The following is a 12,195-nucleotide window of genomic DNA, read 5'->3' on the forward strand; positions in this document are numbered from 1 at the left end:
CCAGGAGGGAACCCGGCACCGTGCGTCTTCATCTGCTGGCGCTGCTCGCCGGTGGTCCCGCCCACGGCTACGAGCTGAGACAGGCTCTGGAGAAACTCCTGGGCGCCGCGTACCCTCAGCCGAACATCGGCCAGATATACGTCACCCTCGGCCGTCTCGAACAGGCGGGGCTCATCGAGGGCAGACACGTCAGCCAGTCGGACCGGCCGGACAAGCGCATCTACGAGATCACGGACGCGGGACGGGAAGCGGTGGACGCCTGGTACGAGACTCCGTCCGAGGCTCCCCGGGTACGGGACGACTTCTTCATGAAGCTCGCGCTGGCGCACCGCACGGGCCGGCCGGACCAGATCACCCTGATCAACAAGCAGCGGCGGCACTACCTCAATCTGATGCGGGCGCTCTCCCGGCTGGAGGACGCGGGGAGCGGGGGCGAGGACCGGGCCAACCGGATAGCGAGCCTGCTGATAGAGGGAGCGACGCTGCACCTCCAGGCCGATCTCGACTGGCTGGAGCGGTGCCAGGAGGAGCTGGAATGAGCACGGCCGCCCCGGCTCCGCTGCTGAGCGTCTCGGGTCTCACCAAGAGCCATACGACCGACGCCGGCCGGGTGCGCGCGGTGCGCGGTGTGGATCTGGAGGTGCGGCGCGGGGAGTTCGTCGCGGTCACCGGCACATCGGGCGCCGGGAAGTCCACCCTGCTGCATCTGCTCGCCGGTCTGGAGCGCCCCGACAGCGGGACCATCGCCCTGGACGGAGTGCGGGTCGACCGGCTCGGGGAGGCCCGCTGGGCGATTCTGCGGCGGCGCAGGATCGGGGTGGTGTTCCAGTTCTTCAATCTCGTCTCGACCCTGACGGTCGCCGACAACATCGAGATGCCCGCCCTGCTCGCGGGGCGCGGGGCCCGGGAGAGCCGGGCCGCGGTCCGGGAACTGCTCGCCGAACTCGGTCTGGAGGACCGGGCGGACCGGCTGCCCGGCGATCTGTCCGGCGGTGAGCAGCAGCGGGTGGCGCTCGCCCGCGCGCTGGTCAACGAGCCGGATCTGCTGCTCGCCGACGAGCCCACCGGCAGCCTGGACAGCCGGGGGACCCGCGAGGTGGTGCGGCTGCTCTCCTCGCTGCACCGGCGGGGCCGGACGATCGTGCTGGTCACCCATGACGCCCGGGTCGCCAGCTCGGCGGAGCGGGTGATCAGCTTCAGCGACGGGCGGATCATCGACGACACCCGGATGTCCGACGACTTCGGCGACGGCGCCCACGGGGTCGTGGCGGGTCTCGTCGAGCCGGCGGAGTAGCCGTGCGCGCCATCCTGCGCTGGGCCGCCGCCGATCTGCGCACCCACCGGGGGCAGGCGGCGACCCTGACCCTGGCGACCGCCGGGATCACCGCCGCGCTGCTGCTGTCGGCGGCGCTGCTCCAGTTCGCCGCGAGCCCCTGGCAGCAGCTGTTCACCCAGACGCGGGGGCATCACATCACGCTCCGGCTGAGCACCGGCGCCGACCCGGAGGGGCTGCGCCGGCTCGACGGCGTACGGAGTGTCTCCGGGCCGCACCCCACGGCCGCGCTCACGGTCGCCGGGGGGACCGGCACCGCCGCGCTGGATCTGCGGGCCGCCGGTGCCCGGGGGCCCGGGGAGGCGCGGCTGCTGGACGGTGCCCGGCTCGGCGGTGCCGACGGGGAGGTGGTGCTCGACCGCGCGACCGCCCGGGCGCTGTGGGTCGGGCCGGGCGACCGGCTGACCCCGCGCGGCCGTCCGGCCGGGAGCGCTCTGCGGGTGGTGGGCATCGTGGCCACGGCGGAGGCGGGGTACGCGGCGGGGCGGCGCCCGGGGATCGCCTGGACCTCGGCCGGCACGGTGGCGCGGTACACGGACCCGGACCGGCCCCGGTGGATCGCCGGGCTGCGGCTGGACGATCCGGCGGACACCGACTTCGTCATGCAGCAGGCGGTCGCGGCCGTCGGCCCCGAGCATGTCGTGCGGAACACCAACTGGCGCGAGTCGCGGGCCGCCTTCGCCGACGACCACGAGCTGCTGGGGCAGCTGCTGCGGGTCTTCGGGCTCGGCGCGCTGCTGGCGGCGGCCGTCGCCGTCACCGGGGGCGTGGGCTCGCGGGTGTTCGGCCAGACCCGGGACATCTCCGCGCTCAAGGCGGTCGGTATGACCCCGGTCCAGATCGCTGTGATGTTCTTCGGCCAGCACACGGTGCTGGCGCTGGTGGGTGTGGGGGCCGGGGCGCTGCTGGTGCGGACGGTGGGGGCGCTGCTGCCGGAGCCGATCGGCGAGGCGGTGGCGTACAGCGGGGCGCTGCCGGGGGCCGGTCCGGCGGGCGCGGGCATCGGCGCGGCGACGGTCCTGGTCATCGCGGCGGCCACGGTGTACGCCGCCGCCCGGGCGGCCCGGGTCTCGCCGAGCCCCGCCGCGCGCGCGGCCCGGCCGGTGCCGCGCCGGATGTCACGGCTGGCCCGGGCGGCCCTGCGCCGGGGCACGCCGCCGCAGTTGGTGCTGGGATGGCGCGGGGCGGTGCACCGGCGGGCCCGGTTCGCGGCGGGGGTGCTGCGGCTCTCGGTGCCGGTGGTGCTGATCACGGTGGCGCTCTCGGCCCTGGCGACGCTGGACGGACTGGACAGCGGTTCCGGAGGCCGGGCGAGTCCGGCGGCACCGCTGACCGTGCGTCAGGAGGGTGGTCTCGGGGCCGCCGATGTGGCCCGGCTGCGAGAGGGTCCCGGGGTGCGGGCGGTGTATCCGGCGGCGGAGGTGACAGCGCTGATACCGGGCCAGACCCGGTCGGTGACGCTGCGCGGCCTGGGCACGGCGGAGGGCCCATACCCCTTCGCGACGGTGGAGGGCAGAGCGCCGTCCGCCTCGCACGAGGCGGTGGCCGGTCAGGGCATGCTGGACGCGACCCGCGCCGAGGTGGGGCAGTGGGTGCGGCTCACCGTCGGCGGGACCCCGCACATCCTGCACATCGTGGGCCGCTCGATCGAGCCGGAGCACGGCGGGCTGGTGGTGACCACGACCCTGGACACCCTGCGGGAGAACGGCACGGCGCTGGGGCCGCAGGCCTACGCGGTGCTGCCGCGGCCCGGCGCCGATCCGGACTCCGTCGCCGGCGCCCTCGCCGGGGCGCTGCCCGGCGCCGATGTCCGGCGCGCCCCTCCCCCGGGGCCCACACCCGTGAGCGGGGTGCTCGCCGGGCTGATCGGGGTGCTGGCACTGATCGCGGTGGCGGAGCTGGCGTCCTCGGCGGGCTCCGCCGTGTGGCACCACTCGCGGGAGCTGCCCGCGCTGCGCGCCATCGGTCTGACCCCCCGCCAGCTGGCGGGGACGGTGGTGGCCAACTGCGCGGTCACCGCTTGCGCGGCGGCGGTGGCGGGGATCGCGGCCGGGCTGCTGGTGGCGGGGCCGGTCATCGATCTGGAGGGCGCGGCGAGCGGGGTGGGCGCGGGGATCGCGCTGCTGCCGTCGTGGGGGTCGCTGCTGCTGACGGGGGCGGGGCTGGTGGCGGCCTCGGTCGCGCTGGCGGTGGTGCCGGCGCTGCGGGCGGAGCGCCGGCGGGTCCTCGATCCGGTCGCCGCGGTGGGCTGACCGGGGGCGGGCCGGGCCACCGGTGTCCGCCTTCCGGGGCCGCCGGGTTCGTGTTCCCCGGCCCCGGGGTCCGGTGCGTCCGGCCCCGCTCACCGGTCCGGTCCGGTCCGGTGCGGGAGGCGGACCCTAGGCCGTGACCGCGGGCGCCGCGGGGGCGAACCAGGCGGGGCCGTCGGTGAGCGCCTGCTCGATCCGGAACCGGGCGCCCTCGCTCAGCTCCGGCATGGCGTCCAGGTCGAACCAGCCCACCTCCAGCGACTCGTCGTCGTTGACCCGGGCCTCGCCGCCGGTCGCCCGGCAGCGGAAGGTGATGTCCATGTACTGGCACTGGTCGCCGTTGGGGTAGGTCACGGCCCGGGGCTGCCCCTGGACGAGTACGACCCGCTCGGCGACACAGTGCACCGCGGTCTCCTCGTACACCTCGCGCACCGCGGTCTCGGCGGGCTCCTCGCCCGGTTCGGCGATACCGCCGATGATCGACCACCGTCCGTCGTCGGCGCGGCGGTCCAGCAGGACCTGGCCCCGCTCGTTGAAGACGACCACGCTGACTCCCGGGAGGAAGAGCAGTTGATGGCCGGCGGTGGCACGGATCGTTCGGATGAAGTCGGGAGTCGCCATGGTTGCGACCATAACCGATCATCAACGGGCCCCGGTTGCGGGCCGCCGGCCGCCCGCCCGGGGTCGCGTTGCGGGCCGCCGGCCGCGCTATCCGGCTTCCGGGCCCCCGGGGGCGGGCCGGGCGCGGCGCGCGCGTACGGCTCCGGTCACCGCTCCGGCCAGACCTCCCGCGGCGACGAGCAGCAGGGCGATCTCGGGCCGGACGCCGAGCCGGGTGGCCGGGGTGAGCGAGGAGCGCAGCGGCACCTCCGCGACCAGCGCGTCCGGGGTGAACATCCGGGTCTTCTGGACCACCTCCCCGTCCGGCATGATGACCGCGCTCACCCCGCTGGTGACGGGGACGACGACGGACCGCCCGTGCTCGACCGCCCGCACGCGGGACATGGCGAGCTGCTGGTAGGTCATCTCGCTGAGGCCGAAGGTGGCGTTGTTGCTGGGGACGGAGATGAGCTGGGCGCCGTCGGTGACCGTGTCGCGGGCCATGTCGTCGAAGGCGGCCTCGTAGCAGGTGACCAGACCGACCTTGGTACCGGCGAGGTCGAAGACACCGACCTTGTCGCCGGGGCCGAAGTCGCGGCGCACCCGGTCGACGTCGGAGCTGAAGAGCCGGACGAACGACCGCATCGGGATGTACTCGCCGAACGGCTGGACATGGCGCTTGTCGTAGGTGTCGACGGGGCCCCGCTCGGGGTCCCACTCGATGAGGGTGTTGCGGAGCTTCCCGGTGTCGGGGGTGAGGACCGCGCCGACCACGGTGGGGACACCGATCGCCTTCACCGCCCGGTCGATGACCGCGCGGGCGTCGGGGTTGCGGTAGGGGTCCAGGTCGGAGGAGTTCTCCGGCCAGAGCACGAAGTCGGGCGCGGCGGCCCGGCCCGCCTGGACGTCGTCGGCGAGCTGCTCGGTGCGGCGGGCGTGGTTGTCGAGGACCGCGCGCCGCTGGGCGTTGAAGTCGAGCCCGAGGCGGGGCACATTGCCCTGGATCGCGGCGACGGTCGCCGTGCCGTCCTCGGCGGAGTCGTCGACGAGCGGCAGGGCGGCGAACGCGGCGGTGACCGGCACGAGGACGGCGAGGAGCGCGGCGGCCAGCGGACCCCGGGGCAGTGCGCCGGTGCGCCGGTACGCGAGGCCGCGCCGGACCGTCTCGTACAGGCCGAAGCCGCAGAGCACCACGGCGAAACCGAGTACGGGTGTGCCGCCGAGCGCCGCGAGGGGGAGGAAGAGGCCATCGGCCTGGCCGAAGGCGACCTTGCCCCAGGGGAAGCCGCCGAAGGGCACACGGGCGCGGGCGGCCTCGCCGGCGATCCAGACGGCCGCGGCGAAGAGGGGCCAGAGCGGGAGCCGGGCGACCGCCGCGATGCCCAGCGCGGTGAACGCGATGAACAGGGCCTCCACGGCGGCCAGCGCGATCCAGGGCACGGGGCCGACGTCCTCGCCGGTCCAGCTCAGCAGCGGCAGCAGAAAGCCGAGGCCGCTGAGGTAGCCGAGACCGAGGGCGGAGCGCATCCGGCGGCCGTGCAGACACCAGCCGAGCAGGGCGAACGCGGGCACCGCCAGCCACCACAGGGGCCTGGGCGGGAAGCTGAGGAACAGCAGCACTCCGGAGAGTGCGGCGGCCCCGGGCCGCACCAGCCTCCGCACCAGCGCGGGTCGCGCGGCGGGGGCGGGCTGGGGGCTGTCGACGGCGGTGATGGTGGCGCTCACCTGCCGGAGTCTACGGTGACCGGCTGCGCGACCCCCCGCCGCGGGCACCACCCGAGGCCCTCCCCCACCAAGGACAGGACCCGAGCACGCCCCCTTGCGGCCGCGACAGCGAAACCCGGCCCCGGCACGGAGACCACCCCACCACGGCCGCGGCAGCGAAACCCGCCCCACCCGGCAACCGAACACCCGAAGCCGAAACCCAGCCCCCGCACGGACACCACCCCACCACGGCCGCGACAGCGAAACCCGCCCCACCCGGCAACCGAACACCCGAAGCCGAAACCCAGCCCCCGCACGGACACCACCCCACCACGGCCGCGACAGCGAAACCCGCCCCACCCGGCAACCAAGCACACAGAACCGCAGCCCAGACCCGGCAGGGACACCCCCCCGCCACGGACAAGACCCGAGCACACCCCACCACGGCCGCGGCAGCGAATACCCAGCCCGTCCGGCGATTGAGGACGGACCCCGGCCCCGGGAATCCCGCACCGCACCTGACAGGCGCGACAACCGTCCCCGGGCACACCCACGAACCAGAACACCCGCCGGAGGGCACCTCCGGCGGGCCGAGCCGGGGGCTCAGACCCCGGCGGGGGTGCCCGCGCCGGTGCCCGGGCGGAGCAGATCGCGGATGGCGCGGACGGCCGCCTCGGCGTCGTCCACCGTCACCGTGAACACCATGCCGTCACCCAGGGTGACAATCAGACCCTCGCCCCGGCGGACGACGACCGCCGTCCCCTTCTCCGGGAGCCAGCGGTAGCCCCATCCGCCCCACTGGCGCGGGGTGACGCTCGGGAGGAATTCCGCGCCCACCACATGGGAGAGCGGAATCCTCCGGCGGGGCAGCCCCATATGGCCGCAGCGGACCTCGACGGCGTCGCTGTCGACCCGGACCGCCACATGGACGAAGGCCAGGGTGCCGTAGAGCATCAGCAGCCCCACCGCGACACAGCCGATCACCGACATCAGCAGTGCGGCGATGCCGGAGGTCCAGGACGCGTTGAGCGCGATCTCGATGCCGAGTGTGATGAAGGCGACGCCCGCGATGGCGAGCAGCCACTGCATCCGGTTGGTCGCGCGCCCGGTCCACACCGCGGGCGCGGGCGCCACGGGCTCCACCGGGTCGTGGGTGTTGTCCCTCATGTCTAGGAGAGTAACCGGCTTCCGGCCCGTCGGCATGGAGTAGCCGGAGCGTCACCGCCGGTCAGCGGGGGTGCGGGGAGCCCGGGGAGCACTCAGTGGGCGGTGGGCACCCGCTGGAGGAGCCGGCCCTCGGCGTAGCGCGCCGCCTGCTCCGGGAGGGTGGCCGCCCGGCCGCTGAGGAGCACGGTGAGGCCGCCGACGGCGGCGGCGTCCGGGGCGGGCGCCGAGCCGACGCGGCGCAGTGCCTGAGCGGCGACCGCCCCGGCCGAGCCGAAGAGCTCCACGGGTGCCCCGACTGCGGCCCTGATGCGCTCGGCGACCAGTTCGTAGTGGGTGCACCCGAGGACGACGGCCCGGACATCACCGGGGGTGCGGGCGGCGGCCGCGGCCACCGCCCGGTCGATGGCGTCCTCGTCGGCCTGCTGCACGGCGTCGGCGAGGCCGGGGCAGGGCACCTCGGTGACGGCGGCCGTACCGGCGAACGCGCCGATGAGACCGCGCTGGTAGGCGCTGCCGGTGGTCGCCGGGGTGGCCCAGATGGCGACCGTGCCGCCGCCGGCCGCCGCGGGCTTGATCGCGGGCACCGTACCGATCACCGGAATGGCGGGCTCCAGCGCGGTGCGGAGCGCGGGCAGGGCGTGGACGGAGGCGGTGTTGCAGGCGACGATCAGCGCGTCCGGCGCGTACGCGGCGGCGGCCCGGGCGGTGGCGAGCGCGCGCTCGGTCACATCCTCGGGGGTGCGCGGCCCCCAGGGCAGTCCCTCGGGGTCGGAGGAGAGCACAAGATCCGCGTCGGGCCGCAGCCCGCGCACCGCGGCGGCCGCCGCGAGCAGGCCGATTCCGGAGTCAATGAGCGCGATCTTCACCCGGTCACCATAGTCCACGGGCGTTGCCGGGGCGGATCGGTGGGGCAGACTGCGGCGCATGAGCGCCCTCGCGTGGATCGCCGTCGCTTCGCTGGCCGCATGGGGGTGGCTGCTGTTCGGACAGGGGTTCTTCTGGCGCACCGATCAGCGGTTGCCGCCCGGCCGGGAGCCGGACTCCTGGCCGGATGTCGCGGTGGTCGTGCCCGCGCGCGACGAGGCCGGGGTGCTGTCCGTGACGCTGCCGTCGCTGCTCGCCCAGGACTATCCGGGGCGGGCGGAGATCGTCCTGGTGGACGACGGCAGCACGGACGGTACGGGGGAGCTGGCCCGGTCCCTCGCGGCGCGCCACGGCGGGCTGCCGCTGGCCGTGGTCTCCCCCGGGGAGCCGGAGCCGGGGTGGACCGGGAAGCTGTGGGCGCTGCGGCACGGCATCGCGCTGGCGCGGGCCCGTGACCGCGAGCCCGGGTATCTGCTGCTGACGGACGCCGACATCCGGCATGCCCCGGACAGCCTGCGGACCCTGGTGGCAGCGGCGGGGGCGAACGGTCTGGATCTGGTGTCGCAGATGGCGCGGCTGCGGATCGCGACCGGGTGGGAGCGGCTGGTGGTGCCCGCCTTCGTCTATCTCTTCTGCCAGCTCTACCCCTTCCGCAGGGTCAACCGCCCGCGCTCGTGGACGGCCGCCGCGGCGGGCGGCTGCGCGCTGCTGCGGACCGGGGCCGCCGAGCGGGCGGGCGTACCGGACTCGATCCGGCAGTCGGTCATCGACGACGTGGCCCTGGCCCGTGCCGTGCAGCGCTCCGGCGGGCGGATCTGGCTGGGGCTCGCGGAGCGGGTGGAGAGCGTGCGGCCGTATCCGCGGCTCGCCGATCTGTGGCACATGGTGTCCCGTTGTGCCTATGCCCAGCTGCTGCACAGCCCGCTGCTGCTGGCGGGTACGGTCGCCGGGCTCGCCCTGGTCTATCTGGTGCCGCCGGTCGCGGTGGTCTGCGCGGCGGCCGGGCTGTCCGGCGCGGACGCCGTCGCCGGCTGGGCGGGCGCGGCGGCGTGGGCGGTGATGGCGGGGACGTATCTGCCGATGCTCCGGTACTGCCGGCAGTCGCCGCTGCTGGCGCCGGTGCTGCCGTTCACCGCGCTGCTCTATCTGCTGATGACGGTGGACTCGGCCCGCCGGCACCACCGGGGTCGCGGCGCGGCCTGGAAGGGGCGCACCTACGCCCGTCCCTCGGCCGCGCCGGGGCCCTGACCGGGCGGCGGGAGGGCCGGCCGGTCAGGACGGGGTGTCACTTGCGGCCCGGTGTCCAGTCCATGCCCCAGCCGTAGGCGCGGTCCATGGTGCGCTGGGGGCTCACCCCGCGCTCGGGCACGAGGAAGTCGGCCTCGCGCTGCACGACCAGGTCGGAGCCGGTGTTGGTGATCAGGGCGAGGGCGCAGACGGTGGAGGGCACGGTGCACTCGCCGAGGGAGAACTCGATGGGGGCGCCGTGCTCGGGCCGCAGGGTCACGGTGGCGTCGAGATCGGCGAAGCTGCTCGCGCCCGCGTAGATGGTGACGAAGATGACGATGCGGCGGATGCTGTCCCGGTGGTCGAGGTTGACGGTGAGGTTCTCGCCGGAGGTGCCTCCGGTGCGGTCGTCGCCGTCGAGGTGGATGTACGGGGGCTGGTGCAGCGCGCCGAAGGCGTTGCCCAGGGACTGGACGACCCCCTTGCGTCCGTCGGTGAGTTCGAAGAGGGCGCAGAGGTCGAGGTCGAGCCCGCCCTGCCCGGCGAGGGCGCGGCCGAGCTTCGCGCCCCAGCCGCCGCCCTTGGGCTGCTTGCGCATCTGCCAGCTGAGGTTGACGCGCATGGCGCCGGAGGTGCCGCCCTGCTTGGCGAGCGAGACGCGGGGGGACTCCTTGGTGAGAGTGACCTTGCTCAGACTGACGGGCGCGGAGGCGGGCGGGGAGGCCGTGGCGCGCGCCGGGGCGGCGGCGGGGGCGGGCGCGGCGGGTGTCGCGGCGGGGGCGGGGGCCGCCGGTGCGGAGGGCGCGGGCGCCGGGGGCGCGGGACGGACGGCGGCGGCCGAGAGGCCGAAGTCCTTCGCCAGCCCCTCCGGGCCCGCGCTGTACCCCTGCCCCACCGCCCGGAACTTCCAGGCCCCCTGACGCCGGTACAGCTCGCCGAGGACCAGGGCCGTCTCGACGGTCGCGTCCGCGCTGTCGTACCGGGCGAGCTCCGCGCCCGACGCGGCGTCGACAAGCCGGACGTGCAGGCCGGAGACCTCACCGAAGCCGGCGCCGCCGGCCGAGGCGGCGACCACGACCTTCTCCACCCCGGCCTCCACCGCGTCGAGGTCGACCGCGAGGACCTGGACGGCGCCGCCCGCTCCGTCCGGCGCGCCCTCGTGGCGCACGGCGCCCGAGGCGTGGGCGGGCCGGTCGCGGCGGACGAGGTCCGCGTCGGAGCGGACCCCGCCGGTTCCCGCGGCGAGCAGGAGCGCGGAGACGTCGACCGGGGGCACGGAGGCGCCGGAGGCCCACCCCACTTCCACCCGGACCTGCCGCGCCGGCACCGGGGTGTTGGCTCCCTTGAGCATGGACATGCTGGCTCCTGTCACGCGTCGGTCCGCCCGGCGGAATTCACCGGACGTCAACCCCATCTTCACCCGCCCCGGCCCCGGGTGCCGACCCGCGGGTAACCCGCTCTCAGCTCGCTCTTTACAGGATTCTTGCTCTGCTTCGCGACCGTTTTTCCCGAGTTCGCTCGCTTTGGCGATCCGTGGGTACCCACGTCCACGCAAAGAACCCACATACCGGGCTCCCCAACCGGGACTCGTGGGCTTACCTTAGGTCCCATGACCTCCCCCCGCTCCACCTACGGCGGCGGCTACTACTCCGCACCGTCCTTCGCCGACACCCCGATCTACGACTCCCTTGTCGCGGAGCGGGGCACGCCCCAGATCGCCCCGATCCGGGTGCCCTCCGCGTACGACCCCGGCAACCATCTGCCGGCGCTCCCCGCGGCGCTGCCCGCCCTCCCGGCGGGCCCCTCGATGTCCCAGCAGCCCCAGGGGTACGGCTACCCGCAGCAGGCGCCCGCGCCGATGCCGCTCCAGCAGGCCGCGGCGCCGTACATCCCGCAGCCGCAGCCGCCGCGCGGATACCCGGCGCCCCAGAGCCAGCACCAGCAGCAGCGCCCCGCGGCCACCGGCTACGAGGCGATGCGCCCGGCCACCGCCCGGCCCGCGCCCGCGCCGTCGCCCGCCGCGTACAACGATCCTTACAACCGCCCGTATCCGGGACAGGGTTACTGAAACCCCCGGGGCACCGAGAACTTCCCGGAAGCGGCCTCCGGCGCCCGCTTCCCTCCCGCCGTCCGGCCATCGCGCCACGGGGCCCACACTCGACGAGGTCTGTGGGAACTCCGGCGCGCTCGCGGCACGTTGGGCTGTCGAGGGCGCGGCGGGAGAGGGGTGACGTTCCTCTCTCCTCCGCCGTCCCGGGCCCGTGCCGTTCCGCACGGGGCGGTCACGGACGCGGAAGGGGGTGCGGGAGATGCGGGCGGCCTCCGGGGTCTGGCGCTGGCGTCGCAACCCCCTGCGCCGGGCGACCGATCTCGTCGAGGCGTGGACCGCGCTCCTCGCCGCGCTGCTCCTGGTCACCGCCGCACCGGCCGTCGGCTGGTTCGCCGGGAGCGCCACCGAGGATTCCCTGCGCCAGTCGGCGCGTCAGCAGCGGCTCCAGCGCCATCCCGTCACCGCGACCGTGCTGGGCCCCCTCTCCCCCGCCGGCGCGCCGGTGTACACCCCCGACTCCCCGGCCGCCCGCGAGAAACCCCGGCTGGTGCGCGCCCGCTGGACCGCTGTCGACGGCGGCAGCCGCACCGGCAGCGTGCCCACGACCCTGCGCGACCCCCGGCCGGGCGACCGGCTGACCGTCTGGACCGACGCCCGGGGCCGGACAGCCCCGCTCCCGCTGGAGCCGTCGGCCGTGCGGGTCCACGCCGTGCTGGGCGGGCTGGGCGCGGCGTTCGTCTGCGCGGGTCTGGTGGAGGCCCTCCGCCGGCTGATCGTCCGGTGGCTCTCGCGCCGCAGATTCGCCCGGCTCGACCGGGCCTGGGCCGCCACCGGACCGGACTGGGGACGCACCGGCACGGGGGGCTGACCTCGTGAGTCGTCAACTGCCGCCCCTCGCGCGCGCTACGGTGGTGCGAGCCCCCTCAGGGGGCAGGGCAGGTCGTGCGGGCACGGCGGAGCCGGCGGGTCCCCGCGGACCCGGCGGGCGGCCGGGCACCCGT

The 12,195-nt window shown here is 75.5% G+C and carries 11 protein-coding genes; 6 read left to right on the top strand and 5 right to left on the bottom strand.

Translation table 11 applies throughout. The features are described 5' to 3' along the window. Positions 1-20 precede the first annotated feature (20 nt). From ACWCRA_RS19325 to ACWCRA_RS19335, 3 genes are read left to right on the top strand one after another with little or no spacing between them, the layout of a single operon-like run. Entirely contained in the window at positions 21-539 is a 519-nt protein-coding gene (locus ACWCRA_RS19325; RefSeq protein ID WP_351545917.1) for a PadR family transcriptional regulator, read from the top strand. Continuing rightward, positions 536-1,294, top strand: coding sequence for an ABC transporter ATP-binding protein (locus ACWCRA_RS19330; protein ID WP_451068136.1), 759 nt, complete (start codon positions 536-538; stop codon positions 1,292-1,294). Before ACWCRA_RS19325 ends, ACWCRA_RS19330 begins: the two co-directional genes overlap by 4 nt. Before the next feature lie 2 nt (positions 1,295-1,296). Beyond that, positions 1,297-3,585 carry an FtsX-like permease family protein gene (locus ACWCRA_RS19335; RefSeq protein ID WP_451068137.1) on the top strand — a complete coding sequence of 763 codons (2,289 nt, stop codon included), beginning with the start codon at positions 1,297-1,299 and terminating at the stop codon, positions 3,583-3,585. Between the two features lie 126 nt (positions 3,586-3,711). Here the strand turns inward: ACWCRA_RS19335 and ACWCRA_RS19340 are convergent, their stop codons facing one another. From ACWCRA_RS19340 to ACWCRA_RS19355, 4 genes are all read right to left on the bottom strand, one after another. Further along, positions 3,712-4,203 carry an NUDIX hydrolase gene (locus tag ACWCRA_RS19340; RefSeq protein WP_351545908.1) on the bottom strand — a complete coding sequence of 164 codons (492 nt, stop codon included), beginning with the start codon at positions 4,201-4,203 and terminating at the stop codon, positions 3,712-3,714. A gap of 87 nt (positions 4,204-4,290) precedes the next feature. Next, positions 4,291-5,907, bottom strand: coding sequence for an apolipoprotein N-acyltransferase (lnt, locus tag ACWCRA_RS19345; RefSeq protein ID WP_351545905.1), 1,617 nt, complete (start codon positions 5,905-5,907; stop codon positions 4,291-4,293). 582 nt (positions 5,908-6,489) lie between these two features. After that, positions 6,490-7,053: a hypothetical protein gene (locus ACWCRA_RS19350; RefSeq protein ID WP_351545902.1), complete on the bottom strand. Its 564-nt coding sequence runs from the start codon at positions 7,051-7,053 to the stop codon at positions 6,490-6,492. A 92-nt stretch (positions 7,054-7,145) separates the two neighbouring features. Beyond that, positions 7,146-7,979 carry a glutamate racemase gene (locus tag ACWCRA_RS19355; protein ID WP_351545899.1) on the bottom strand — a complete coding sequence of 278 codons (834 nt, stop codon included), beginning with the start codon at positions 7,977-7,979 and terminating at the stop codon, positions 7,146-7,148. On the opposite strand from ACWCRA_RS19355, the gene ACWCRA_RS19360 reads away from it, so the two are divergent. Next, on the top strand, positions 7,978-9,165 hold the full coding sequence (locus ACWCRA_RS19360; protein ID WP_451068138.1) for a glycosyltransferase: 1,188 nt from the start codon (positions 7,978-7,980) through the stop codon (positions 9,163-9,165). The two genes, ACWCRA_RS19355 and ACWCRA_RS19360, sit on opposite strands and share 2 nt — an antisense overlap. A gap of 37 nt (positions 9,166-9,202) precedes the next feature. Here ACWCRA_RS19360 and ACWCRA_RS19365 read toward each other — a convergent pair whose 3' ends face one another. Beyond that, positions 9,203-10,501, bottom strand: a complete 1,299-nt coding sequence (locus ACWCRA_RS19365; protein ID WP_451068139.1) for a TerD family protein — start codon at positions 10,499-10,501, stop codon at positions 9,203-9,205. A gap of 252 nt (positions 10,502-10,753) precedes the next feature. Between ACWCRA_RS19365 and ACWCRA_RS19370 the strand changes: the two genes are divergently transcribed. Together ACWCRA_RS19370 and ACWCRA_RS19375 are read left to right on the top strand one after the other, a co-directional pair. Next, on the top strand, positions 10,754-11,212 hold the full coding sequence (locus tag ACWCRA_RS19370) for a DUF6643 family protein (protein ID WP_451068140.1): 459 nt from the start codon (positions 10,754-10,756) through the stop codon (positions 11,210-11,212). Positions 11,213-11,453: 241 nt separating this feature from the next. Then, positions 11,454-12,062, top strand: coding sequence for an Rv1733c family protein (locus tag ACWCRA_RS19375; protein ID WP_451068141.1), 609 nt, complete (start codon positions 11,454-11,456; stop codon positions 12,060-12,062). The last annotated feature ends 133 nt before the right edge of the window (positions 12,063-12,195 follow it).

The sequence above is a fragment of the Streptomyces sp. NPDC001889 genome, assembly GCF_053594535.1.

Excerpts from the sequence above, each read along its gene's own strand:
- ACWCRA_RS19340 (WP_351545908.1), bottom strand. The coding sequence starts at position 4,203 with ATGGCGACTCCCGACTTCATCCGAACGATCCGTGCCACCGCCGGCCAT.
- ACWCRA_RS19360 (WP_451068138.1), top strand. The coding sequence starts at position 7,978 with ATGAGCGCCCTCGCGTGGATCGCCGTCGCTTCGCTGGCCGCATGGGGG.
- ACWCRA_RS19330 (WP_451068136.1), top strand. The coding sequence starts at position 536 with ATGAGCACGGCCGCCCCGGCTCCGCTGCTGAGCGTCTCGGGTCTCACC.
- ACWCRA_RS19370 (WP_451068140.1), top strand. The coding sequence starts at position 10,754 with ATGACCTCCCCCCGCTCCACCTACGGCGGCGGCTACTACTCCGCACCG.
- ACWCRA_RS19375 (WP_451068141.1), top strand. The coding sequence starts at position 11,454 with ATGCGGGCGGCCTCCGGGGTCTGGCGCTGGCGTCGCAACCCCCTGCGC.
- ACWCRA_RS19355 (WP_351545899.1), bottom strand. The coding sequence starts at position 7,979 with ATGCGCCGCAGTCTGCCCCACCGATCCGCCCCGGCAACGCCCGTGGAC.
- ACWCRA_RS19350 (WP_351545902.1), bottom strand. The coding sequence starts at position 7,053 with ATGAGGGACAACACCCACGACCCGGTGGAGCCCGTGGCGCCCGCGCCC.
- ACWCRA_RS19365 (WP_451068139.1), bottom strand. The coding sequence starts at position 10,501 with ATGTCCATGCTCAAGGGAGCCAACACCCCGGTGCCGGCGCGGCAGGTC.